This window comes from Specibacter sp. BI4 (assembly GCF_056680095.1).
In genome coordinates, this window is record NZ_CM155265.1 from 3280436 (window position 1) to 3304686 (window position 24251).

Annotated in this window: 19 protein-coding genes; all 19 read right to left on the reverse strand. The window is 63.9% G+C overall.

The annotated features are described in order from the left end of the window. Positions 1-136 precede the first annotated feature (136 nt). The 19 genes from hisD to AC1L6K_RS15155 all read right to left on the reverse strand — a co-directional run bounded on the left by hisD (position 137) and on the right by AC1L6K_RS15155 (position 24243). The gene (gene hisD, locus AC1L6K_RS15065; protein ID WP_480952782.1) at positions 137-1465 is read right to left on the reverse strand and encodes a histidinol dehydrogenase; all 1329 of its coding nucleotides are present in this window, start codon (positions 1463-1465) and stop codon (positions 137-139) included. A 169-nt stretch (positions 1466-1634) separates the two neighbouring features. After that, entirely contained in the window at positions 1635-2489 is an 855-nt protein-coding gene (locus tag AC1L6K_RS15070) for a hypothetical protein (RefSeq protein ID WP_480949664.1), read from the reverse strand. A gap of 31 nt (positions 2490-2520) precedes the next feature. Beyond that, positions 2521-6087, reverse strand: coding sequence for a DNA polymerase III subunit alpha (gene dnaE / locus AC1L6K_RS15075; protein WP_480949665.1), 3567 nt, complete (start codon positions 6085-6087; stop codon positions 2521-2523). A gap of 199 nt (positions 6088-6286) precedes the next feature. Then, positions 6287-7210, reverse strand: coding sequence for an RluA family pseudouridine synthase (locus AC1L6K_RS15080; protein ID WP_480949666.1), 924 nt, complete (start codon positions 7208-7210; stop codon positions 6287-6289). Continuing rightward, positions 7203-7796 (reverse strand): signal peptidase II, encoded by a 594-nt coding sequence (gene lspA, locus AC1L6K_RS15085; protein WP_480952783.1) that lies wholly within the window; start codon positions 7794-7796, stop codon positions 7203-7205. The genes AC1L6K_RS15080 and lspA overlap by 8 nt, the downstream gene beginning before the upstream one ends. Before the next feature lie 239 nt (positions 7797-8035). Continuing rightward, entirely contained in the window at positions 8036-8716 is a 681-nt protein-coding gene (locus AC1L6K_RS15090; protein WP_480949667.1) for a DivIVA domain-containing protein, read from the reverse strand. 145 nt (positions 8717-8861) lie between these two features. Next, positions 8862-9152 carry a YggT family protein gene (locus tag AC1L6K_RS15095; RefSeq protein ID WP_480949668.1) on the reverse strand — a complete coding sequence of 97 codons (291 nt, stop codon included), beginning with the start codon at positions 9150-9152 and terminating at the stop codon, positions 8862-8864. A 170-nt stretch (positions 9153-9322) separates the two neighbouring features. Beyond that, positions 9323-9850 carry a cell division protein SepF gene (locus tag AC1L6K_RS15100; protein WP_480949669.1) on the reverse strand — a complete coding sequence of 176 codons (528 nt, stop codon included), beginning with the start codon at positions 9848-9850 and terminating at the stop codon, positions 9323-9325. Between the two features lie 86 nt (positions 9851-9936). Next, complete coding sequence (locus AC1L6K_RS15105) at positions 9937-10689, reverse strand: YggS family pyridoxal phosphate enzyme (RefSeq protein WP_480949670.1); 753 nt, start codon at positions 10687-10689, stop codon at positions 9937-9939. 90 nt (positions 10690-10779) lie between these two features. Beyond that, positions 10780-11556: a laccase domain-containing protein gene (locus AC1L6K_RS15110; RefSeq protein ID WP_480949671.1), complete on the reverse strand. Its 777-nt coding sequence runs from the start codon at positions 11554-11556 to the stop codon at positions 10780-10782. Between the two features lie 75 nt (positions 11557-11631). Further along, entirely contained in the window at positions 11632-12801 is a 1170-nt protein-coding gene (ftsZ, locus tag AC1L6K_RS15115; RefSeq protein ID WP_480949672.1) for a cell division protein FtsZ, read from the reverse strand. A 309-nt stretch (positions 12802-13110) separates the two neighbouring features. Continuing rightward, positions 13111-14403 carry a cell division protein FtsQ/DivIB gene (locus AC1L6K_RS15120; RefSeq protein WP_480949673.1) on the reverse strand — a complete coding sequence of 431 codons (1293 nt, stop codon included), beginning with the start codon at positions 14401-14403 and terminating at the stop codon, positions 13111-13113. Beyond that, complete coding sequence (gene murC, locus AC1L6K_RS15125) at positions 14396-15919, reverse strand: UDP-N-acetylmuramate--L-alanine ligase (protein WP_480949674.1); 1524 nt, start codon at positions 15917-15919, stop codon at positions 14396-14398. The genes AC1L6K_RS15120 and murC overlap by 8 nt, the downstream gene beginning before the upstream one ends. Before the next feature lie 5 nt (positions 15920-15924). Further along, the gene (murG, locus tag AC1L6K_RS15130; RefSeq protein WP_480949675.1) at positions 15925-17034 is read right to left on the reverse strand and encodes an undecaprenyldiphospho-muramoylpentapeptide beta-N-acetylglucosaminyltransferase; all 1110 of its coding nucleotides are present in this window, start codon (positions 17032-17034) and stop codon (positions 15925-15927) included. Continuing rightward, positions 17031-18416 (reverse strand): putative lipid II flippase FtsW, encoded by a 1386-nt coding sequence (gene ftsW, locus AC1L6K_RS15135; protein WP_480949676.1) that lies wholly within the window; start codon positions 18414-18416, stop codon positions 17031-17033. Before ftsW ends, murG begins: the two co-directional genes overlap by 4 nt. Then, positions 18416-19969, reverse strand: coding sequence for a UDP-N-acetylmuramoyl-L-alanine--D-glutamate ligase (gene murD / locus AC1L6K_RS15140; RefSeq protein WP_480949677.1), 1554 nt, complete (start codon positions 19967-19969; stop codon positions 18416-18418). The genes ftsW and murD overlap by 1 nt, the downstream gene beginning before the upstream one ends. After that, complete coding sequence (mraY, locus tag AC1L6K_RS15145; protein ID WP_480949678.1) at positions 19951-21063, reverse strand: phospho-N-acetylmuramoyl-pentapeptide-transferase; 1113 nt, start codon at positions 21061-21063, stop codon at positions 19951-19953. The genes murD and mraY overlap by 19 nt, the downstream gene beginning before the upstream one ends. Further along, positions 21060-22565, reverse strand: a complete 1506-nt coding sequence (locus tag AC1L6K_RS15150; protein WP_480949679.1) for a UDP-N-acetylmuramoyl-tripeptide--D-alanyl-D-alanine ligase — start codon at positions 22563-22565, stop codon at positions 21060-21062. Before AC1L6K_RS15150 ends, mraY begins: the two co-directional genes overlap by 4 nt. Continuing rightward, on the reverse strand, positions 22558-24243 hold the full coding sequence (locus AC1L6K_RS15155) for a UDP-N-acetylmuramoyl-L-alanyl-D-glutamate--2,6-diaminopimelate ligase (RefSeq protein WP_480949680.1): 1686 nt from the start codon (positions 24241-24243) through the stop codon (positions 22558-22560). Before AC1L6K_RS15155 ends, AC1L6K_RS15150 begins: the two co-directional genes overlap by 8 nt. Between the last annotated feature and the right edge of the window lie 8 nt (positions 24244-24251).

Genomic DNA, 24251 nt, shown 5'->3' on the forward strand with positions numbered 1-24251 from the left:
AGATCCCTTCGGGTCATGGTGTTTCCCAGTCTAGGACTGGAAATGGGCAAAGAACAATCGTGCAATAAGCTCACTTGACGGCTGCCGGCAACGGTGCCGGGCAGGTTAAATGAACGGCTGGCCGGTCGTAGCCCACTCAGGGGAAACGCACGGCCACGGCATCGCCGTGCGCCGGCAGGCCCTCGGCCTTCGACAGGGTGATGACGTGTTCGGCCACCTGGGCCAGGGCATCCTTGTTGTAGTTGATGACCTGGACCGCGCGCATGAAGGTGGTCACGTTCAGGCCCGATGAGAAGGCGGCCGTTCCGCTTGTCGGCAGCACGTGGTTTGAGCCGGCGCAATAGTCACCCAGGCTGACGGGGCTGTAATCGCCCACAAAGATGGCCCCGGCATTGGTGATCCTGGCGGCCACGGCAGCGGCATTTTCGGTTACAACTTCCAGGTGTTCGGCCGCGTAGGCGTTGCACACGGCCACGCCTTGGTCGATGTCGTCCACCAGGACAATGCCCGACTGTGGCCCTCCCAGTGCCGTTTCGACGCGTTCGCGGTGTCCGGTCAGGGCAACCTGGCGCACCAATTCACTGTCGACGGCGTCGGCAAGCCCTGCTGACGTTGTCACCAGCACTGAAGCAGCGTTGGGATCGTGCTCCGCCTGGCTGATCAGATCGGCAGCCACAAACACCGGGTTGGCGCCGTGATCTGCCAGCACGGCAATTTCGGTGGCCCCGGCTTCCGAGTCGATGCCGACAACGCCCTTGACCAGGCGCTTGGCCGTGGCAACGAAGATATTGCCCGGACCTGTCACAACGTCAACGGGTTCGAGGGCATCCCCGCCACCATTCGCGCCGCTGCCGGCGCTAACACCGTACGCGAACGCCGCAATCGCCTGGGCACCGCCCATGGCATAAACCTCGTCAATTCCCAGCAGTGCGGCAGCTGCGAGCACCGTCAGGTCCGGGAGACCGCCAAATTCCTTTTGCGGGGGTGAGGCCAGTGCCACCGACCCCACTCCGGCCGCCAGGGCCGGAACCACATTCATGATCACCGACGACGGGTAGGCCGCCAGCCCGCCCGGCACGTACAATCCGACCCTGCGCACCGGTATCCAGTGGGCGGAAACAACTGCACCGTCCGCAACGGGGAATTCAACATTGGCCGGTTTTTGAGCTTGGGCAAAGGCCTTGGCCCTGGCAATGGATTCCTCCAGGGCGGCGCGCACCTTCGGATCAAGGGACTCCAGGGCCTGGGCGAGTGCCGCGGCCGGGACACGGGGATGTTCCTGGGTGACGCCGTCGAACTTCTTGGCCAGCTCCGCCAGGGCCGCATGTCCGCGACCGCGAACGTCGGCGATGATGTCGCGCACGGCGGACTCGGCGGTGGTGACGGTTGACTGTGCGGTGCGCGGAACGGCGCTTTTCAATTCGGCAAGGCTCAGCGTGCGGCCGCGCAGGTCGATGCGGCGCAAGCCCGCGGGGGCGTTGTTTGCTGACGGGTCGTCTGCGGGGAGGGTGCCTTCGGGGCTGGACACTGAAGGTTCAAGGTTGCTCACAACACTTGAGTTTACCCGCTGGCCTGCGGGGTGGGTGCATTGTTGCAGTGGACCCTGCAGTGCTCCCCCAACCGGGCGTTGGCGTTTAGCTGCCTGCAGCTGTCGTGGCACCGGCGATGGGGGCGGTGTTCGGACCTGCAGCCGCGGCCGGGACCGAAGCTCCCGCTGTCGCGGGGAGGAACGAGTATGACACCAGGGTTGAAACAAACACGACGGCGACGCTTGCCAACGGCCACAAGATCAGCACCGATGCCGACCGCAGGGAGAACACAATGCTCGGGTTGGCCATGTTGTCGGGCGGAGTGCGGAACAAGTCCCCGGCAAAAACACCCATCCGCCAGGCAATGACAGAGCCTGCAAACCCGCCCACGGCGAGGGCGGCCAGCAGCACTGTTTCCGTCCCCGTTGCCGGGGCATTCCCCTGCCGGGATGACTTGCGTTGGCCGCGGAGCACCAAGACCGCGCTGAGGATCCCGGCAAGCAACAGCAGCATGCCCAGGGTTGCATCCCGCGGCAACCACACCGCAAAGTCTTTGCCCTCACCATAAAATGCCCCTCCGGGTGCCAGCAGCCACCACAGGATGCCGGCGGCCACGCCCGTGACGGACGAGAAGGCCAGCCACTTCCGCCACACAGCCCGGGTGTCGGCTGCCCTGGCCAGGCGCTGGGCGCTGCGGCTGATGGCACCGCGCCTCTTTTCGCCGATCCGCTGGGCGCTGCGGCTGCTCAGGGCGTGCGACATCGCGGCTGGGACCGGGGCCGCCAGCACTGGTTCGCCAAGGGCCGGCCCGGGCTTCGCAGTGGGGTCCGGTTGGGCACCCGCCGAGGCAGCACCGTCGTCAACAGTCCCCATCAGGGTGGCAGCGCCGTCGTCGACAGTCCCCACCTCGGTGGCAGCGCCGTCGTCGCTTTCAATGGAGGGGTGGTGATACTCAGTCATGGGTTAACCGTAACCCTGCCTGCCTGCACCATCAGCCCTCCAGGCATGTTGGCCCCAGCAACACCTTCAGGTCGCCAAAGAGCGCCGGGGTTGGGTTGACCCTGTGGTGCAGGGGCAGCTTCATGACCTTGACGGCCCGGCTGCCTGCCAGGTGCATCTTGACCTCGGTGTTGCCGCGGTGGTCACCCAGGACCTGCCTCAACGCGAGGAGCACCTGCTCGTTCGCCTTGTGCTCGGGCATGGAGATCACGAGAGGGCCGGACATTCCTTCGCTGAGGTCGGGCACGGACAGCTCCATGGCATTCAGGGAGATGGCGCCGTCGTCGCGCTTTTGCAGCCTGCCCTTGATGACCACGATGAGGTCCTCGGCCAGGACGTTCGCGATGGGCCCGTACACCTGGCCAAAGAACATGACCTCAACGGAACCACCCAGGTCCTCAACCTCGCAGCGGGCGTAAGGGTTTCCGCTGCTCTTGGCAATGCGGCGCTGCAGGTTGGTGATCATCCCGGAAATGGTGATGATGTGCCCGTCCTGCGGGCCGTCGTCGCCCAGCACCTGGGTGATGGACATGTCGGCGTTTTGGCTCAGGATTCCTTCCAGGCCCCGCAACGGGTGGTCAGAGACGTACAGGCCGAGCATGTCGCGCTCAAACGCCAGCTTGTCCTTCTTTTCCCATTCGGGCAGGTCCGGGATCTCGGTGACCAGCGCGGATTCCGGCTCTGCGTCGCCGCCGAGGCCGGCGAACAGGTCGAACTGCCCCACAGCCTCGTTGCGCTTGATGGTGATGACCGAATCCACCGCCTCTTCGTGGATCATGGCCAGTGCGCGGCGGTGGTGTCCCAGGGAGTCGAAGGCTCCGGCCTTGATCAGCGATTCAATCGTGCGCTTGTTGCACACCACGACGGGGACCTTCATGAGGAAGTCGGAAAAGTTCTCGAAATTTCCGCGTTCTTTCCGTGATTCCACCAGACCGTTGACGACGTTGGCACCCACGTTGCGGATGGCCCCCATGCCGAAGCGGATGTCGGAGCCCACGGGTGTGAAGTTCAAGGCAGATTCGTTCACGTCTGGAGCAAGAACGGTGATGCCCATGCGGCGGCATTCGTTCAGGTACAGGGCGAGCTTGTCCTTGTCGTCACCGACGCTTGTCAGCAGCGCGGCCATGTATTCGGCCGGGTAGTGCGCCTTGAGGTAGGCGGTCCAGTAGCTGATGACACCGTACGCGGCGGAGTGGGCCTTGTTGAAGGCGTAGTCGGAGAAGGGCAGCAGGATCGCCCACAACGTGGTGACAGCGGCGTCAGAGTAGCCGTTGTCCAACATGCCCTGGTGGAAACCGGCGTACTGCTTGTCCAGTTCGGACTTCTTCTTCTTGCCCATGGCTCGGCGCAAAATATCAGCCCGGCCCAGCGAATAGCCGGCCAGCTTCTGTGCGATGGACATGACCTGCTCCTGGTACACGATCAAACCGTAGGTACCGCCGAGAATCTCCGCCAGGGGTTCTTCAAGTTCGGGGTGAATCGGGGTGATCGGCTGCAGGCCGTTCTTGCGCAAGGCATAGTTGGTGTGCGAATCGGCACCCATGGGACCTGGCCGGTACAGCGCCAGGACGGCGGAAATGTCCTCAAAGTTGTCCGGACGCATGAGCTTGAGCAACCCGCGCATGGGCCCGCCATCGAGTTGGAAAACGCCCAGCGTGTCGCCGCGGGCCATCAACTCGTAGGAGGGGGCGTCGTCGTACTCCAGACCTTCAAGGTCCAGTTCAAAGCCCGTGTTGGCCTTAATGTTCTCCAGGGCGTCGGTAATGATGGTGAGGTTGCGCAACCCCAAAAAGTCCATCTTGATCAGGCCAAGGCCCTCACTCGTCGGGTAGTCGAACTGGGTGATGACCTGCCCGTCCTGGATGCGCCGCATGATCGGAATGACGTCGATGATGGGATCGGAGCTCATGATCACACCGGCCGCGTGCACGCCCCACTGGCGCTTGAGCCCCTCCAGGCCCTTGGACAGTTCAAAGACCTTGGCGGCCTCTGGATCGGAGTTGATCAGGTTTCGGAAATCCTGCGCCTCGCCATAACGCTTGGCCTCTTTGTTCTCAATGTCATTGAGCAGGATGTCCTTGGCCATGACGGCGGGCGGCAGCGCCTTGGTCAGCATTTCGCCCATGCTGAAGGGGTGCCCCAACACGCGTGAGGAGTCCTTCAGCGCCTGCTTGGTCTTGATGCTGCCGTAGGTGACGATCATGGCGACGCGCTCATCACCGTACTTCTCGGTCACGTATTTAATGACCTCATGGCGGCGACGATCATCGAAGTCAACGTCAAAGTCAGGCATGGAGACACGTTCCGGGTTCAGGAAGCGCTCAAAGATCAGCCCGTGCCGGATCGGATCCAGGTCGGTGATGCGCATGGCGTAAGCAACCATGGAACCGGCACCTGAACCACGGCCGGGACCCACGCGAATGCCGTGGTCCTTTGACCAGTTGATGAAGTCGGCAACGACCAGGAAGTATCCCGGGAAGCCCATCTTGATGATGACGCCAAGTTCATAATCGGCACGTTCCCGAACATCGTCCGGGATGCCCTTCGGATACCTGAATTTCAACCCTGCGTCGACCTCCTTGACCAGCCAGGACGTTTCATCGTCGCCGGGCGGGCAGGGGAACTTCGGCATGTAGTTGGCGTCCGTGTTGAAGGACACCTCGCAGCGCTCGGCGATCAGCAGCGTGTTGTCGCAGGCTTCCGGCAGTTCGGAGAACAACGAGCGCATTTCGGCCGGGGACTTAAGGTAGTAGCCGCTGCCGCTAAACGCAAAGCGCTTGCCACCCTGGTCGTAGGTGGGTTCGGTGAGCGTGGACGCGGATTGCAGGGCCAGGAGTGCCTCATGGGCCTTGGCGTCGTGCTCGTGGGTGTAATGGAGATCGTTGGTGGCGACCAGCGGGATCGCCAGTTCCTTGGCAAGGCGCAGCAGGTCCTTGGTAACGCGGCGCTCAATGTCGAGGCCGTGGTCCATGAGCTCGCAGAAGTAATTCTCCTTGCCGAAAATGTCTTGGAATTCGGCGGCCGCAGCCTTGGCTTCGTTGTACTGGCCCAGGCGGAGCCTTGTCTGCACCTCGCCTGAGGGGCAGCCGGTCGTGGCGATCAGGCCAGGGTGGTACTGGTTGAGCAGTTCGCGGTCAAGGCGCGGGTGCTTGCCCATGGGCGAATCCAACGAACCAATGGAGGAAGCCCGGAACAGGTTGCGCATGCCCTGGTTGTTGTAGCTGAGCAGCGTCATGTGGGTGTAGAAACCACCGCCGGATACATCGTCCCTCTTTTGGGACTCGTCCGTGCGCCACTTGACCCTGGTCTTGTCGGTGCGGGCAGTGCCCGGGGTGACATAGGCTTCAACGCCAATGATGGGCTTGATGCCCGCGTCGGTGGCCTTCTTCCAAAAATCAAAGGCCCCGAAAAGATAGCCGTGGTCGGTGGTGGCCAGGGCCGGCATTTCAAGCCGTTTGGCCTCGTCGAACAATTCGGTCAGGCGCGCCGCGCCGTCCAACATGGAGTATTCGGTGTGCGTATGGAGATGGACAAAACTGTCAGTCGATGAGCTAGCCACCCGACCATTCTACGGCCCATTTTCCAGTCCCGGACCCGGCCCGGAAACGGGGGTGCCGCCTGCCGGCCTGCCGGGACGCGTGATCACCTTTCACGTCAAAACAGCGCCGCCGCATCCCCTTGGCGCAAAGCTGCTGTCGCAGAGTCCAAGGGTGATGCGGCGTCGTGAATAAAACGGCCAAAGCTGATGCTGGGTTGCGTCAGTGGTCCCCGCGCAGGTGGTCGAGGGCATAGTTCAGGTCCTGCGGGTAGGGGCTTGTCACACTGACCCACTCCCCCGACGACGGGTGCGTGAAGCCAAGCTTGTGCGCGTGCAGCCATTGCCGCGTCAGTCCCAGCTCGGCTGCCAGTGCAGGATCGGCGCCGTAGGTGAGGTCTCCCGCGCACGGGTGCCGCAAGGCGGAGAAGTGCACGCGAATCTGGTGCGTGCGCCCTGTCTCCAGATGCACCTCGACAAGGGACGCCTTGCCAAATGCTTCAAGGACCTCGTAATGGGTGATGGACGGACGGCCGTCCTCAATCACGGCAAAACGCCAGTCATAGCCCGGGTGGCGGCCGATGGGGGCGTCGATGGTCCCCTTCAGCGGGTCGGGCAGGCCCTGCACCACGGCATGGTAGATCTTCTCCACCGTCCGCTCACGGAATGCCTGTTTCAGCACCGTATAGGCGTGTTCGGTCTTGGCGACAACCATGGCCCCGGAGGTGCCCACGTCCAGGCGGTGCACAATGCCCACTCGCTCCTGGGCTCCCGAGGTTGAAATGCGGTAACCAGCGGCAGCCAGGCCACCCACAACCGTTGGGCCCACCCAGCCCGGCGACGGGTGTGCCGCAACCCCGACAGGCTTGTCAACCACCACGAAATCGTCGTCATCGAGCAGGATGTCAAGGCCGTCAACGGCCTCAACCACCACTTCAAGCGGATCGCGCCGCTCCGGAATGGTCACCTGCACGCTGGCACCGGCCCGGAACTTCTCGCTCTTGCCAAGGGTCTCCCCGTTCTGGCGCACATTGCCTTCGGCACACAACAGTGCGGCTGCGGAACGTGAGATGCCCAACAAAGTTGCCAGTCCGGCGTCGGCCCTGCGTCCTGCCACGTCCTCCGGAACAGTAAATGTTTCAGTCATTCTTGTCTTCACCATGCTCTCCTTCGGACGCCACCGGGTCTGTGTCAGCCCGCACTGCAGTGTCTGCCGCCAGCCCTGCCCCGGGATCCGGTGTTGCGGGGGCAGCCTTGACGCCGTTCAACGGAACACCCAGGAGCGTCAGTAGGCAGATGACGATCACGCCGCCCACCACACCCATGTCGGCCATGTTGAAGATCGCGAAATTGGGGAAGGAAATGAAGTCCACCACATGTCCCATGCCGAACGACGGCGGACGGAACAGCCTGTCGGTCAGGTTGCCGAGGGCGCCCCCCAGGACCAGTCCCAGGCCGACGGCCCACCAGGCCGAGCCGATCCGTCGGGACATGACGACGATGGCAATTGCCACACCGACCATGATCAAGGTGAAGAACCACGTGAAATTCTCTCCGATGGAGAAGGCGGCACCCGAATTTCGAATGAAATACCACTGCAGGATTCCCGGGATCACGGTGGTGGTCTGGCCCTCCACCATGCTTGAGGTGACCCACCACTTGGTCAGTTGGTCGCAGACGTAGGCAAACGCGGCCAGTCCAAGCCAAAGCCACCAAAAACCGCGGCGTAGCATGGGTTTGGCCCGTTGGTCAGGCAAGGAGTTTTCGCTCATGATGCTTTCATTAGTTCTCGGGCAATGGTTCTTCTCAATCATAGGCGGCTATTTCACGCACCCGGCCCGGCATGTGCGTGCGCCTGTGCCGGGCACAGGCTCGGCCGTGGCGCCAACCACGCCCAACAGTCATTTGGTGCGTTAACAAGCCAAAGGCCGGTGAAGCAAGTTTCCTTGCCCCACCGGCCTTTGAATTATTGCTAGGAGTCCGAGCTGCTCTCGGAGAAGTCCGGTGCTGCCACCGAACCGCGAGCATCCAAGTCACGCAGCTGACCTTCAATGTAGGTCTTCAGGCGTGAACGGTAGTCGCGCTCAAATCCACGCAACTGCTCCACCTTGCGCTCAAGCACCGAACGCTGCTGCTCCAGGGCACCGAGCGTTTTGCGGCTCTTCTCCTGGGCATCGTTGACCAGCGTGCTGGCTTCGATCTGTGCTTCAGCGATGATCTTGTCGCGCTGCTCAACACCTGCATTGACGTATTCGTCATGGAGGCGCTGGGCCAAGGCAATGACGCCCGAGGCGGATTCGGCCGAGGCCGATGCCGTTACGGGGGCGGGAGCTGCTGCAACCACGGGTGCCTTTTCAACAACCGGCTCCGGAGCGGCCTTGACAGGCTCGACAACTTCCGGCTCGGCCTTGACAGGCTCCTCCACAACGGCAGGCTCCTTCTCAAGCAGCGGCGCTGCCTGGGCGGGAACCACGCCGGTGTCGGCTGGGCTCTGGTCAAGCTGCTTGCGCAGCTCGTCATTTTCTTGATGCAAACGGCGAAGCTCTACAACGATTTCGTCAAGAAAATCGTCGACTTCGTCCTGGTCATAGCCTTCACGAAACTTTGTCGGCTGGAACCGTTTGTTGACAACGTCTTCTGGCGTAAGCGCCATCTAGTCACCTCATTGGTCTTAGTGCGTCTGGAAACGGCGGAAACCGTACCGACTGCGGTACCGAATACAAATCTGGCGATCTGCACTGGGGGTCTATCGCTTTTTACAATATAGCTTTTCGCCGGTGAAAACTAACGACGCGGCGCTAATTGACAAAACTTTTTGTGACACTCATCCCAATACCCACCGCGACGAGCAATAAAATGAAGCCAATGTCGAGGGCAATCGAGCCGATACGCCATGGTGGAATCATCGCACGCAGCTTGCGCAACGGCGGGTCGGTGAGCCTGTAAACGACCGAAGCGCCGACCAGGGCTGCACCCTTGGGCCGCCAGTCACGGGAAAAAACCTGTATCCAGTCGAACACCATGCGCAGCAGGAGCGTCAGGAAGTACAGCAACAGCAACAAGTAGAGAAGACCGAAAACAATTGTCACGCGAGTGCACTCAATCCCTAGGTGGAGGAAAACTAAAACGTTGGCTTTAAGAATAGACCAGCGCCGGCAGGGCCGCTGGGGAGCCGGCACATTTGCCCGGCTCCCAATACAACGAACTGCCCGGGCACAAGGTGCCCGGGCAGTTCAAAATAGTTGGCGCGGCCGCTGCCCTAGCTCTGGTTGAAGAAGGTCGCCTGCGTGTCGGAGACCTTTTTGTCGTCGCCAAGGACTTCAATGTAGGACGGTGAGAGAAGGAACACCTTGTTGGTGACGCGCTCGATGGAGCCCCGCAGCCCAAAGACCAGGCCTGCTGAGAAATCGACCAGACGCTTGGCATCCGCTTCGCCCATGTCCGTGACGTTCATGATGACTGGAATGCCGTCCCGGAAGCTTTCCCCAATGATTTTCGCATCATTGTAGGACCGGGGATGAACGGTGGTGATTTGACGCAAACTGACTGCCTCTTCCCGATTTGATGCGGCGCGCTTGATGGGGGTCACCGGTGCCCGGTATTCTTCGTCGCCGGCCTTGGGTGCTGCTGGTTCCGTGGCGGCAGCCGGCGCAGGCGCGGCTTCACGCTCATGGACTTCAGCAGTGCCTTCGTCCTTTAGGAAGGACGTTGACTGTTCAGCCTCATAGTGCTCGTCACCGTCGGCGAGCCCAAGAAAAATCATTGTCTTGCGCATAGCGCCAGCCATGGTTGCTCCTCATTAGTCTGCAAAGCCCATATCACTCTGTCAGGTACGTTGTGCGGCAAAACAACTTGTTGCCTACACCTAAAACGCTACATCACCGCGGGACGGGGGCCGAGTATATCCGAACCGACACGCAGGTGTGTCGCACCGGCTGCCAGTGCAGCTTCAAGGTCGTGGCTCATGCCGGCCGAAATGCCCCCTGCCTGCGGATGCACTGCTGTCAATGCCGCCGACGCGGAGGCCAAGAGCTCAAAGGCCGGTTCCGGTACAACTCCCAGCGGCGCCACAGCCATGAGTCCGGCCAGGGAGAGTCCCCCGGTGCCTGCGATGAGGTCGGCCAGTTCCTGAATGCCCGACGGCGCAACCCCTCCCCTGCCTGCGTGGCCAAGCAGTCCGTTGGCAGCCGAGTCTCCGTAGGCTTCGTATGCTTCGGACAGGTCAACCTGGATGAAGCATTCCAGGTCGGCCCTGCCGTTTTCCTGCTGCCTGGCGGACATGGCACGGCCAAGGGATTTGACCAGCGAGACCCTGTCGATCGAGTGCACGGAGTGGGCGTAGGCCGCCACGGATTTGGCCTTGTTGGTTTGCAGTTGGCCGATGAAGTGCCAGCGCAGTGCCGGATCGGACAGCTCCACCGCTTTCGCCGCGGCCTCCTGGTCCCGGTTTTCACCGACATCGGCGACTCCAAGGCTCCTCAGTCTCAGGACATCGGAGGCGGGGTGGAACTTGGTGACCACAATGAGTGTGGGCTCGGCATGCACCCGGGCAGCGGCGTTGATCCGCTGCTTCACTGCTGCAAGGCGGTCAGCGAGAACTGCCGTGCGGGGGTCTTGCGACGTCATTGCTGGGGGTTCCTTCGTCAGGGTGCACGCGGCGCGTGCTGCGGGATGGGCCGGCGTTGGGGGTTTGTGGTCCGTGGGGCTGGGTCTTCGTTACGCGGTTGCTGCCCCTGGTGCGCGGGGAGGATCGGGAGCTGCCCGGACAAAGCCAATGAACCGGCCTTCGGCTTCCCCGTCACGCTGTGAGCGCCGGTGTGAGTAGTACCTCGTGTCCTCCAGTGTGCAGATGCCCGAAGCGTGCGCCTGCACGCCTTCGTTGGCCAGCTGGGCCAGTACGGCTGCCGGCAGGTCCAGGGCCGGCGTCCCCCAGGAGGTTGTGGCAAAGGCTTCCGGGATCTTCGCCGACACGATCCCGCGCATTGCATCGGGAACTTCATAGCAGCTGCCGCAGACGCTGGGTCCGAGCCAGGACTCAATTTCAACGGCACCGGACAGCCGCATCTGCGCCACGACCGCGGCGATGACGCCCTGTTCCACACCGGGCCGCCCGGCGTGGGCCACGGCCAGGACGGGTGCCCCCGCGGCGGTGCTGCCAACGAGCACGACAGGAACGCAGTCGGCCACCATCACGGCCAGCCCGGCCGCCGAAGCCGCGCCGGCGGCGGCAACCATGGCATCAGCGGTGGGTGCCTCGAGGCCGGAGTTTCCGGAGTTGCCGCCTTCGATGACGGCCACGTGGTTTCCGTGGACCTGGTTCATGTAGGCCAGTTGGCCGCCCACGCCGCCCCCCGGGGACATCGCCGCCTCCACGGCTGCCCGCCGGTGCGCCACACGCGCCGGGGCGTCACCAACATGAAAGGCCAGGTTGCCTGCAGTGGTGTCGGTGAAGCCCATCCATATCCCGGGACGGACCTGCTTTGAAGACCACATGCAAACTACCTGACCATTCATGGAGCCGGCGACTGCCGGGGACCGGAGGGCCGCTGCCGGAGACGGGAGGCGGTGCTACTTCAGGAAGTCGGGAACATCCAGATCGTCGGAGCGGTGCCCGGTGAGGTCTGGTTCCACGATGGCGGGCAGCTCGACGTCAAACCCGCCGTCAGCGGGAACGTTGGCACCCGACGGCTGGCCCCACTGGCTGAGGTTTGTCACCGAGGCACTGGCCGGGACGGCGACAGGCACCGGTGGTGCTGCCTGGGCGGCAGGTTCCCGTGTCTCGACCGCCTGATCCGGTGCGTCAAAACCGGCGGCGATGACTGTCACGCGCACTTCATCGCCCAGGGCGTCGTCAATGACGGCGCCGAAGATGATGTTGGCTTCCGGGTGTGCCACTTCCTGGACCAGCCGGGCTGCCTCGTTGATCTCGAACAGACCAAGGTCGGAGCCACCCTGAATGGAGAGCAGCACGCCATGGGCGCCGTCAATGGACGCTTCCAGCAGCGGGGAGGCGATGGCCAGCTCGGCCGCCTTGACGGCGCGGTCCTCGCCGCGTGCGGAACCGATGCCCATCAGGGCCGAGCCCGCACCCTGCATCACGGACTTGACGTCCGCAAAGTCGAGGTTGATCAGGCCGGGCGTCGTAATGAGGTCGGTGATGCCCTGCACACCTGACAGCAGGACCTGGTCAGCGGTCCGGAAGGCCTCGATGACCGAGACGTTGCGGTCGCTGATGGACAGGAGGCGGTCGTTCGGGATCACGATCAAGGTGTCAACCTCGTCGCGCAGGGCGTCAATGCCGCTGTCGGCGCTGGTGGCGCGACGACGTCCCTCGAAAGTGAACGGGCGCGTCACCACACCAATGGTCAGTGCACCCAAGCCGCGGGCAATCCGGGCAACAACCGGCGCGCCGCCGGTTCCGGTACCGCCACCCTCGCCTGCCGTCACAAAGACCATGTCGGCCCCGCGCAGGACCTCCTCGATCTCCTCGGCATGGTCCTCCGCCGCCTGGCGTCCGACGTCGGGATTGGCGCCGGCACCCAGGCCGCGCGTCAGTTCCCGGCCGACGTCGAGCTTGACGTCGGCATCGCTCATCAGCAGCGCTTGTGCGTCCGTGTTGATGGCGATGAACTCCACGCCGCGCAGACCCACGTCAATCATGCGGTTCACTGCATTTACGCCGCCACCGCCGATACCGACGACTTTGATGACTGCCAAGTAATTCTGGGGTGCTGCCACGTTAGGTGTCCCTTGTTCGTATGTTGCTGAAAGATCAATATTTGCTGCCGCTGACAAAGAATGTACCCCTTTTCAAGGTGCCGGCTGGGATCTCCGGAGCAACCCTGAAGCGTTGCTTGAGACTTTATGTAGCTTAACCTTCAAGTTGAAGGTTATAGTTATGTCAACTAGTTCGTGTCATTGACGCTATGGTGCATCCGTGCCGCATGCAATTACCGCTGCCGCGTGTCGCCCTAATCCCGCAAAAAAACCCACTATTGAGCCCTTCTCCGGTGCCAGGCGGCCAGTTCCTCCGATTTTCGTGCACCCTCATCGTGTCACAGGGTGGCGCGGGGCGCTGACATCAAAAACCTTGGCAGGCTCCGGGACGGGTTTTCCAGCCGGCGCTGTGGGCGGCGGGGCACTGAGCAGGGCCTCCAGGACCTGCGCCTTCAGCTCCATGTCACTGGCATTGCCCCAGATGACGCTTCTGCCGTCGGCAAGCTTGAGCTCCACGGCATCAGGCGACTCGGCTGTTGCGTTGGCAAGCTGGCCCAGAATCGACTGCGGCAGATTTGCCAGCACGGCTGTCATTGCCTGGAAGGTGTCCTGGCCAATCACTGCCTTGCCTCCGTCGATCAGCGGCAGCGCCACAGATCCCGGGTCGGCAGTGGAGCCCAGCTGCACCCCGTCCTGGTCAACCAGAAGGTATTCCTCCTCGTTCTTGAGCAGGGCAACCGGCATCCGCTCCACGATGTGGATCAGCAGGGTGGACGGCGGCCTTGCCTCGATGTGTGAGCTCTTGACCTGGACCACGGAACTGAGCAGTTCCTGCACCTGCCCATCCGTCACCTGGGGCAGCGGCTTGGACCGGATGGGTGCCACGGCGCCTTGGAGAACTTCTTCCCCGACAAGTTTGTTTCCCTCAAAAGTGATGGTTTTGACGGCCAGCGCCGGTGAAAACAAGGCGACAGCCATAACCAGGGCCAGCACGACGACGATGCCCGTCAGGGTGTAGATGATGGTGCGGCGTCGGCGTTTGTATTCAGGGACGGGGAAGGCCAGCACCTGCGCGCCGCCGCCCGGTCCTGAACCACCGGTGGCAGCCCCTGTGGAACGTTGGGGGCTGCCCAATTTGGAGCTTCCCGCCTTGGCACCTGCAGGGGAAGGTTTTCCTGCCGGGGCCTTGGTGCCGGGTGTGCCTTGGGTCGTGGCGACCGGGCTTTTTCCGGCAGACTTGGGCGCCGCGTTTTTGGAGGCCGCAGACTTGGGCGCCGGATTTTTGGAGGCCGCAGTCTTGGATGCTGGCTCCCCGGACCCAGCGGGCACCGGCTCCGTGGTGTCCGAGCCGGGGCCCTGGTCGTCCCCGGCATGTCCGATCCCGGCTTTGGGCATCATGGATTTCCAGCTGGGAATTCTCCGGCCCGGTGATTTTGGCGGGTCCGTTTCATCCTGCGTGGCCGCAGGGAGCCGTTCAACCGAGACCTTGGCGCTGGTGCCACGCACGGCACCGGCCTGCTCCACAGGCGTCCCCTCGGCGCCCGCCGGATCAGCCTTCGGCTGGGACGGCAGCCCTGTCCCGGGGCGGGTCCTGATGACCCTTGGCTTGCGTGGCTCAGCCACCGCTGTGCCCGTTTTCGTCGTGCCCGCCATCGGCTGCACGGCTTCCGGGACGTTCCCCGCCGGCTGTCGGTTCGCCTGCCGGCTGGCCGGAGTTGAGCGCGGCAACAAGTGCCGGCCCAAATTCGGTGACGTCGCCGGCCCCAACTGTCAGGATGATGTCGCCGGCCACCGCCAACCGGGCCAGCTCCTGCACGGCGGCGGCACTGTCCGGGGCATAGCCAAAGGGCTGCTGCAGTGCGGCAGTGATCAATTCACTCGTGACCCCCGGGATGGGATCCTCGCGGGCCGGATAAATGTCGAGCACCGCCACGGTGTCGGCCAGATCCAGTGCCTGGGCGAATTCGGCAGCGAACTCCCTTGTCCGTGAAAACAGGTGCGGCTGAAAGAGGACATGGACCTTGTGGTTTCCGGCAACGGTCTTGGCGGCCCGGAGCGCGGCAGTCACTTCAGTCGGGTGGTGGGCATAGTCGTCAAACACGGCGACTCCGCGCCCCTCCCCCTTCGCTTCAAACCTTCTGGCAGCCCCGCTGAAGGCGGCCAGCGCATCGATGGCACCGGACGCGTCCACACCCAACGCCACAGCCACCGCCACCGCGGCGGCCGCATTGCTGAGGTTGTGGTTGCCCGGCACCTGGAGCTTCAAGTCAAACTGCATTGCCTTCCCGGCGTCGAGAACGCCGGGACGCACCACCACCGAAGCTGTGGTGTGGAGGCCGTCCTGCGTGCCCGGCAGCAGGCGGATGTCAGCGCCCTCCGCAAAACCGTAGCTCAGGCAACGCTTCCCGGCGGCCACGGCCTGGGCGGCCAAGGCGGCCGACCCGGCGTCGTCGGCGCACGCGACCAAGGTGCCGTCAGCCGGCAGCAGCGCCGTGAACTGCACAAACGCGTCAAACACCGCCTCAGCCGTTCCGTAATGGTCAAGGTGGTCGGCCTCAAGATTGGTCACCACGGCAATCTGCGGGCGGTAGTTCAAGAACGAGGCATCGGACTCGTCAGCCTCCGCCACAAAAACGCTTGCCCCGCCGTGGGCGGCATTGACGCCCAGGCCCTGTACGGTGCCGCCCACCGCGAAGGAGGCGTCAACGCCGGCACCCCTGAGCATGACGGTGATCATCGAGGTGGTGGTTGTCTTGCCGTGCGTTCCGGCGACAGCGACAACCGTGTCCCCTGCCATGGTGGCGGCCAGGGCCTGGGAGCGGTGCAGCACGCGCAGGCCGGCCGCACGGGCCGCGGCAAGCTCCGGATTGCTTTCGCGAATCGCGGTGGAGACCACAACGGTGTCCACGGCCGCAACGTTGGCAGCGGTCTGGCCAATGTGCACTGTGGCACCCAGGGCAGCCAACTGGGCAAGGCCAGCCGATTTCCTGGCGTCGGAGCCGCTGACGGGCACGCCCTGGCCCAGCATGATCCTGGCGACGGCAGACATGCCGGCACCGCCCATGCCGATGAAATGCACGCGGCCAAGTTCGGCCAGCGTTGGTGGAATGTACGGCACTGCATTAACTTTCTTCGTCATGTGCTTCATTTCCCGCCCGCCGCAAAGACCATGTCGGCCATGCGGTCTGCGGCGTCTCGAATGCCCAGTGCTGCGGCCGCAGCGCCCATGCGGGCGAGCCGCGGCGCGTCGAGGCACAGTGGTATGAGCTGGTCTTGGATCCACGCCGCGTCCAGGTCTCCGTCGGGCACCAGCAACGCCGCATCGGCGGCTATGAGCCCGGCGGCATTGCGGGCCTGTTCACCGTTGCCGATGGGCAGTGGCACAAATACTGCGGGCAGTCCCACGGCGGCAACCTCCGACACGGTGCCGGCGCCGGAACGGCACAACAAGAGGTCCGCCGCGGCGTAGACATCCTCCATGCGGTCAACGTATTCAGCCTGGTGGTACAGATCGCCGCGCAGCGGTGCGCCGGCATCGTCCAGGACGGTTTTGCCTTTGCCGGTGATGTGCAGGGTTTGGATGCCGGCTGCGGCCAGTGCTTCCACTGAGCCGGCCACGGCCCGGTTGAGCCGCAGGGCACCGAGGGACCCTCCGGTCACGATCAGCGTCGGCGTGTCTGCCTCGAGTCCGAGCCGTTCCCGGGCCTCAAGCTGTGCAGCGGCCCGGTCCAGGGTGGCAATGGCCTCGCGCATGGGCATGCCGACCAGATGTGCATGGCGGATCTTGGTGGCGGCAAACGCCGTCCCCACATAGGTGGTGTATCTGGCGCCCACTTTGTTGGCGAGCCCGGCCTTGGTGTTGGCCTCGTGGACCACGACAGGGACTCCCAGCGACTTCGCCGCCAGGTACATCGGCGTGCAGACGTAGCCGCCCACACCCACCAGGACATCGGCGTTGGCGTCCTGCAGGTGCTTCTTCGCTGCAGCAACGGCACGACGCATGCGCACAGGAAGTTTAACCAGGTCCATTGACGGTTTGCGCGGCAGCGGGATGCGTTCAATGAACGCCAGCTCGTGCCCTGCAGCCGGGACAAGTGTTGCCTCGAGCCCGTCCCTGGTCCCCACTGCCAGGATGGCAGCCTCGGGGATGCGCCGCTGGATGGCTGCGGCAATGGCCAGCAGCGGGCTCACATGCCCCGCGGAACCGCCCCCGGCCAACACCACTGACAGTGGCTGGTTTTGCTTTTGCGTCATGAGGACTTCAAGGTTCCTTCTGGTTCGGTGCGGGAAAAGGACAGCATGACACCGATCGCGGCAAGCACCATGATCAGGGCCGTGCCGCCATAGGAAATCAAGGGCAGCGGGACGCCAATGACAGGCAGCAGGCCGACCACAACAGCAATGTTGACGGCGGCCTGGCCCACGATCCAGGTCAGGATCATCCCGCAGACAACCCTGGACATGGTGTCGTTGCGTGTGTTGATGACACGGAAGATCGAGTAGGCCAGCACGGCGTACAAACCAACGATGATGATGGTGCCCAGCAAGCCGAACTCTTCACCGATGATGGCGAAGATGAAGTCGTTGTGGGCCTCAGGGATCCAGTTCCACTTCTGCCGGCTCTGCCCGAGCCCCACCCCAAACCAGCCGCCCGAGGCCAGGGCGTAGGCCCCGTTGAGGTATTGGTCGCAGGCGCCCGGCTGGCTGCAGTCGCCAAGCCAACTGGCGAAGCGGCTGGTGCGGTTGTCACTTGTCAGGTTCGAGATCAGGGCCACCACGACGGCGCCCACAACGGCAATTGACAGGGTCCACCAGCGCACGCCGGCAAACATCAACCCGGCCAGCACCATCATGCCGATAATGACCGTCGTGCCAAGGTCGTGGCCCAGGAGAATCAGCCCCAAGATGATGGCAGCACCCACCCCGACAGGCAGGACGACGTGCCAGAACTCGCGCACGAGCCTGCCCTTGGCGGCAAGGACCGCACCCATCCACACGGCAAGGGCAAGTTTTGCCGCCTCGGAGGGCTGGAACTGCAGCCCGGCCAGGTTCAGCCAGTTCAGGTTGCCGTTGACGTTGACGCCGAGCGGGGTAAATACCAGGACCAGCAGCACGACCGCCAGCAAAATCAGGAACGGGGCCACCTTCTTCCAGATGGTCGGCCGCAGGCAGGACAGAAAAAACATCAGCACCAGGCCGAGCACGGCAAAGCCCGACTCCTTGATGAAGAGGTCGTACGGGTCCTTGCCCTGCGAGATTGTTTCAGCCGTTGACGCCGACAGCACAGTCATGCGCCCAATCATGGTCAGGGCGACGGTGGTGCCAATAATCCAATAGTAAGAGGCTGTGGGGCGTCCAACCTTGGCATTGAACCAGTCGCGGACACCCTGAAACGCCCGCGGCTTCGACTCCCTGCCAGCCTTGCCGGACTTGCGGGGCTGGCCTCCGCCCGCCGCAGCCGGCTTTGCCGCCTTGGTGTCGGCAGGGTTTCCTGGCTTTCCAGTTGCCGGCTTTGCAGTTGCCGGCTTTGCAGTTCCTGCCTTGCCAGCCGTACTTCCGGCAGCCGTTTCCGCAGCTGTTTTGGCCCCCGCTGCGCGAGTGGCCGATGTGCCTGGCTGTGCGGGGGTCTTGGCCACTATGACTCCTTGTTGGCGCTCGCCCGTGATTCCAGCAGCTCCCGGACGGCGTCAATAAACGCCTGGCCCCGGTGGGCGTAGGAGGTGAATTGGTCCATGGAGGCCGACGCCGGTGCCATCAGCACCGTGTCCCCGTCCGTTGCCAGTGACGCCGCCGCCGCAACAGCCTCGGCCATCACGGCGTCGCCGCGCAGGACGGCTGCGTCAGAGTGCCGGCCGCCCTGGGCGCGCGTCTGGATGACCGGCACCTGGGCAGCGTGCCGGGCCAGGGAGCCTGCCAGTGCGGTGCTGTCGGACCCGATCAGAACAACCGCCTTGAGCCGTGGCGCCTGCTGTTGCACCAGTTCGTCGTAGTCGACGCCCTTGGACAGCCCGCCGGCAATCCAGATGACAGGGTCAAAGGACGACAGTGATGCTGCCGCGGCATGCGGGTTGGTCGCCTTGGAGTCGTTGACCCACAGCACCCCGTCGGAACTGGCCACGGGCTGAATCCTGTGGTCCCCGTTCTCGTAGTCCTGCAGGCCCTTGCGCACGTCCTCCGGGGTGAGCCCGTAGGCGAGCACGAGCGCCGCAGCGGCCGCCGCGTTGGCGACGAGATGGCGCGGCACCAGATCCCCGATGTCGCTGATCTTGGCCAATTCCGCCGCGGAGTCCTTGCGTTCTGCAATGAAGGCACGGTCGACGAGGAGCCCCTCGACCACACCGACCATGCTGACGGCCGGGATGCCTGTCGTGAATCCGACCGCCCGGCAGCCCTCCAGGACGTCAGCTTCCTGGACCATCCGTTCGGTTTCAATTTGTTCCGCGTTGTAAACGCAGGCGATCTGCGTGTTCGCATAAATTTTTGCCTTGTCGGCGGCGTAGGCGGCAAAGCTGCCATGCCAGTCGACGTGGTCCTCGGCGAGGTTCAGGCACACGCTTGAGACGGGCTCGAGTGACTCCGTCCAATGCAGCTGGAACGTTGAGAGTTCAACAGCCAGCACGTCGTACCCTTCCGGGTCCCGGACGGCGTCAAGAATGGGTGTGCCGATGTTCCCTGCTGCGATGGCACGCAGCCCGGCACCCTGCAGCATGGATTCAACCATGGTTGTTGTGGTGGTCTTGCCGTTGGTGCCGGTGATGGTGATCCACTGGGCTGTCTTCCGTCCGGCCTTGACCCGCACCCGCCAGGCCAGTTCCACATCGCCCCAGATCGGGATGTTTGCCGCTGCGGCAGCGGCCAGCAGCGGGTGGCTGGGCTTGAACCCGGGGCTGGTAACAACAAGCTGGGCCGGTTCGCCGTCGACAAGCGGCAGCACCGTGGAGGTGCCGGCTCCAAGGATGACGTCCTTGACGCCCACGATCTTGAGCGTGTCGGCGTGGGCCAGGGCTTCGTCGTCGTCGGAGGCAGCCACAACGACCACGTGGGCTCCCAGCTCGGCCAGGGTGTCAGCCACGGAGAACCCGGTTTTGCTGATGCCAGTCACGACCACGCGCAGTCCGGCCCAATCGGCGTCCCAGCTGGTCAGTGCTTCAAGCCGGTTTTCTGGTGAAATCACAGTCGAACAATCCATTCAGCGTAAAAGGCGCCAAGTCCCACGGCAACCATGAGGCCCGCCAAAATCCAGAACCTGACAACCACGGTAACTTCCTTCCAGCCCTTGAGCTCGAAGTGGTGTTGCAGGGGTGCCATCAAGAAGACGCGTTTGCCCTTGGACAGCTTGAAAAAGCCGACCTGGATGATGACAGACAAGGCGATGACCACAAACAGTCCGCCGATGATGGCCAGCAGAATCTCGGTGCGGGAAAGAATGGCGAAACCCGCCATGGCGCCGCCGATGGCCAGGGAGCCGGTGTCGCCCATGAAGATCTTTGCCGGCGACGTGTTCCACCACAGGAAACCAATCAAGGCGGCAAACATGATGACCGCAAGCAGGGACAGGTCCAACGGATCGCGGACTGCGTAGCAGACAGTTTCCGAGGGCACCTTGCGGGAGCCACAGGCCTGGCTGCTCTGCCACAGGCCGATGAGGGTGTAGGCGCCAAAGACGAGGATTGAGGCTCCCGTGGCCAGCCCGTCGAGGCCGTCGGTGAGGTTCACACCGTTGGTGGCGGCCGTGATGATCAAGTTCGACCAGATCACAAACAACACCACACCCAGCCCCGCCCCGGCAAAGGCCAGGTTCATGGAGGGGATGTCGCGGGCAAAGGAGATGAACGTGCTGGCCGGGGTCACCCCGGCACTGTTCGGGAAGCCGAGGGCCATGATGGCGAAGGAAATGCCCACCACTGCCTGCCCGATGAGCTTGCCCTTGGGGTCCAGCCCGGTGTTGTGCTGCTTGGTGATTTTCAGGAAGTCGTCCAGGAATCCAACCAGTCCCATGCCCACCATGAGGTAGATCATGAGCAGGCCCGACGCCGTGGGGCCCGTGGATTCGGGGTTGATCAGCCACACGATCAAGTGCGTGATGAAGTAGGCAGCCACCACGGACCCGACAACAACCGTGCCGCCCATGGTGGGGGTGCCGCGCTTGATCTGGTGGCTGGTGGGACCATCCTCGCGGATAATCTGTCCATATCCCTGTTTAACAAGGACACGGATGAACAAGGGTGTGCCGACCATGGCAAAGGCCAACGCCAAGCCGGCACCAATGAGCAATGCGATCATGGCTGGGAGGTCCTTTCGCCTGAGGTGGCTTCACGGGTTTTGTTGGGGTCTTGCCCCGGGGGTAATGCTATCCGATCGCCCAGGAACCGTAGTCCGGCGCCATTGGAAGACTTGAACAAAACAATGTCGCCCGGTGCCAATGCAGCAGCGAGCACGGCCTGGGCGGCGTCCGCGTCGGGCACGAACATTGACTCTTCGCCCCACGATCCCTCCATGACGGCACCAACGTGCATCGCACGGGCCCCGGCACCGACGACGAGCAGCCGGGAGATGTTCAGCCGGACTGCCACCCGGCCCACCGCATCATGTTCGAGGACTGAATCCGCGCCCAGTTCGAGCATCTCCCCCAGCACCGCCCACGTCCGCCTGGCGCCGCTGCCGCCGAGCTCGGCCAAGGTGCGCAGGGCTGCACGCATCGATTCCGGGTTGGCGTTGTAGGCGTCGTTGATGATGGTCACGCCGTCGCTGCGGTCTGTTCGTTCCATCCTGTATCGGCTGGCCGCGCGCTGCTCATTGAGCGAGGAGACTATGGCTGCGGGGTCGACCCCCAGGGTGTGTGCTGCCGCTGCCGCAGCCAAAAGGTTTGCCACATGGTGCAGGCCCAGCAGCTTGCTGTGCACCTTGAACGTTCCCTCCGTCCCCGGAAAGGCAAGCTCAAATTCGGGCTCGCCTTCGGCGTTCGTGTGCACCTTGCGGGCCTGCAGGAATTCCTGCCCGGCACCGGTTTCAGGTGCATCCGCGCTGCTGAAGAATGTCACGGGCGCCCCGGAACGTGCGGCCATGGCCCGGACCCGGCCGTCGTCGTAGTTCAACAGCGCCCTGCCCTGCGGTGCCAGCGCCTCAACAAGCTCGCCCTTGGCAACGGCAATGTTGTCAATGGAGCCGAACTCGCCGGCATGGGCACTGCCCACGCACAGGACGACGCCCAAGTCGGGCGCGACGATGTTGCCGAGGTAGGTGATTTGCCCCATCTTCGTGGCGCCCATTTCAATGATCAAATAGCGGGTGCTTTCAACCGCCCGGAACACCGTCAGGGGCACGCCCACTTCGCCGTTGTAGGACCCGACGGGTGACACGGTCGGACCCACCGGCGACAAGATGCCGGCCAGCAGGTCCTTGGTGGTGGTTTTGCCGGCCGACCCCGTAATGCCGATGACAGTCAGCGGCGAGTGCGCCCGAATCCTGCGCACAACCTCGGCCGCCAGGTCCCCCATGGCGAGCACTGCGTCGGCGACGATGACGGCGGGAAAGGGAGTTCCGGCGTCGTCCGCGGGCACGTCACGTTCAACCAGTGACAGCACCGCCCCGGAGGCAACCGCCGCCGCAACGAAGTCGTGGCCGTCGCTGTGCTCCCCGGCCTTGGCAACGTACATGCCCCCCGGCACGACCTCACGGGAATCGGTGGCAATCTTGGCCACATCGATGAGCGTGCTGGGATCGGTGCCGGCAGAAAGGGTGCCGTGGGTCAGTTCGGCAATCTGGGCCGCAGAAATTTCAATCATCAGTTGAGGACTCTATCTTGCTTGCATGAGTGAGCGGGAATCCGCGGGAGGCCAGGGCCGCCCGCAGTTCAACCCTGTCGTCGAGGGAAATATTGACCCCTTTGACTTCTTGGTAAACTTCATGGCCGCGTCCGGCCACCAGGATCACATCCGCCGGCGTGGCCAGTTCCACGGCGCGGGCGATGGCCGCGGCACGTTGGTCGAATTCCTCGACCACCCGGCCCAGGCCCTCCTGCCCGTTGGCTTCGCGGGCGCCCGCGAGCACGTCGGCACGGATGGCCGCCGGGTCTTCGTCGTGCGGGTCGTCGTCGGTGATAATGACCACGTCGGCACCCCGGGCCGCGACGGCGCCCATGATGGGCCGCTTCGTGGCGTCCCGCTCCCCCGTGGCACCAAAGACTGCAATCACGCGGGCGCCCCCGGCGGTGGGGCGGACGGCGTCAAGTGCCCGTGCCAGGGCATCGGGATTGTGCGCAAAATCGACCACTGCAACGGGGGCGGTGCCGATGAGCTGCATGCGCCCAGGCACCTCGACGGTGAACGGGTCGTTGCTGTCAAGGACTGCCTGCAGCTGCGCGAGCACCTCCTGGGCGTTTCGGGCCGGTCCGGCAGCGGCGCCGGGCTCAGCGGGCACCGCCAGCAGCCGGGTCGCCACCATGACCAGGGCAAGCGCCGCGTTGGAAACATTGAAGTCCCCCGGCAGGCCGGTGTGGACCCTGAGTACAGCGCCGTCCGGGCCGCAGAGGCTGAAGCGGGAACCGATGCCGTCCCGGCGCACGTCACGCACCTGCCACGCGGCGGCCGTTTCTTGCCCGCCTGTGGTGGTTGCCAGGGTCACTGTGGGCACTGTGCAGGCCGCAGCCATGCGCCGGCCCCAGTAGTCGTCAACGGTGATGACGGCCGCGGCTGCATGCTCCGGTGTGAAAAGGGCCGCCTTCGTCGCGAAATAGCTTTCCATTCCGCCGTGCAGGTCAAGGTGGTCCTGGGTGAGGTTGGTGAAACCTGCGACATTGAAAACCACGGAATCAATCCGGCCAAACGCCAGCGCATGGGAGGACACCTCCATGGAGGCGGCGCCCAGGCCCCTTTCGGCCATGACGGCCAGAAGGGCATGCACGTCAGTGGATTCAGGGGTTGTCAGCTTGCTGGGAATGGCTTCGCTGCCGGCCAGGATCTCAATCGTGCCAATGAGCCCGGTGGTTTGGCCCAGGGCCCGCAGCAGTGAGTTCAGGAAGTAGGTGGTGGTGGTTTTTCCGTTGGTGCCCGTGACGCCAAACAAGTCCAGGCCGCCGGGCGCCCGGCTGCCGGCGGCAGTCCCATAGACGCTTGCCGCGACGGCGCCCGTGGCGGCGCGGGCGTCCGCCACGGTGAGGACAGGCACGACGCAACCGGCACCCAAAAGACCGGTCCCGGCGTCGTCAGTCAAAATCGCGACAGCACCGGCTGCGACTGCCATCCCGGCGAACTGGGCGCCATGCACACGCGCCCCGGGCAGGGCAACGTAGAGGTCACCCGGGCAAATGGTCCGGGAGTCCAGACTGACGCCTGTCACTCGTGAGGGAAGGGCGGCATCCTGTGGGGTGCTTGTGGCCGCGCCCACCAGATCGGCCAGCTGCGCCAGCGTTGCCCCACGATGGTGGAGCGGACGCAGCGGGGCAGACGGGTTGTTTAGAGGCACTTCCTCAG

What these genes read in the sequence shown, in the direction of transcription:
- AC1L6K_RS15110 (WP_480949671.1), bottom strand. Translation starts at nt 11,556, where the DNA reads ATGTGGTCTTCAAAGCAGGTCCGTCCCGGGATATGGATGGGCTTCACC.
- lspA (WP_480952783.1), bottom strand. Translation starts at nt 7,796, where the DNA reads ATGCTACGCCGCGGTTTTTGGTGGCTTTGGCTTGGACTGGCCGCGTTT.
- AC1L6K_RS15070 (WP_480949664.1), bottom strand. Translation starts at nt 2,489, where the DNA reads ATGACTGAGTATCACCACCCCTCCATTGAAAGCGACGACGGCGCTGCC.
- murD (WP_480949677.1), bottom strand. Translation starts at nt 19,969, where the DNA reads ATGGATTGTTCGACTGTGATTTCACCAGAAAACCGGCTTGAAGCACTG.
- AC1L6K_RS15080 (WP_480949666.1), bottom strand. Translation starts at nt 7,210, where the DNA reads ATGACTGAAACATTTACTGTTCCGGAGGACGTGGCAGGACGCAGGGCC.
- murC (WP_480949674.1), bottom strand. Translation starts at nt 15,919, where the DNA reads ATGACGAAGAAAGTTAATGCAGTGCCGTACATTCCACCAACGCTGGCC.
- murG (WP_480949675.1), bottom strand. Translation starts at nt 17,034, where the DNA reads ATGACGCAAAAGCAAAACCAGCCACTGTCAGTGGTGTTGGCCGGGGGC.
- AC1L6K_RS15105 (WP_480949670.1), bottom strand. Translation starts at nt 10,689, where the DNA reads ATGACGTCGCAAGACCCCCGCACGGCAGTTCTCGCTGACCGCCTTGCA.
- AC1L6K_RS15150 (WP_480949679.1), bottom strand. Translation starts at nt 22,565, where the DNA reads ATGATTGAAATTTCTGCGGCCCAGATTGCCGAACTGACCCACGGCACC.
- AC1L6K_RS15090 (WP_480949667.1), bottom strand. Translation starts at nt 8,716, where the DNA reads ATGGCGCTTACGCCAGAAGACGTTGTCAACAAACGGTTCCAGCCGACA.
- mraY (WP_480949678.1), bottom strand. Translation starts at nt 21,063, where the DNA reads ATGATCGCATTGCTCATTGGTGCCGGCTTGGCGTTGGCCTTTGCCATG.
- AC1L6K_RS15100 (WP_480949669.1), bottom strand. Translation starts at nt 9,850, where the DNA reads ATGGCTGGCGCTATGCGCAAGACAATGATTTTTCTTGGGCTCGCCGAC.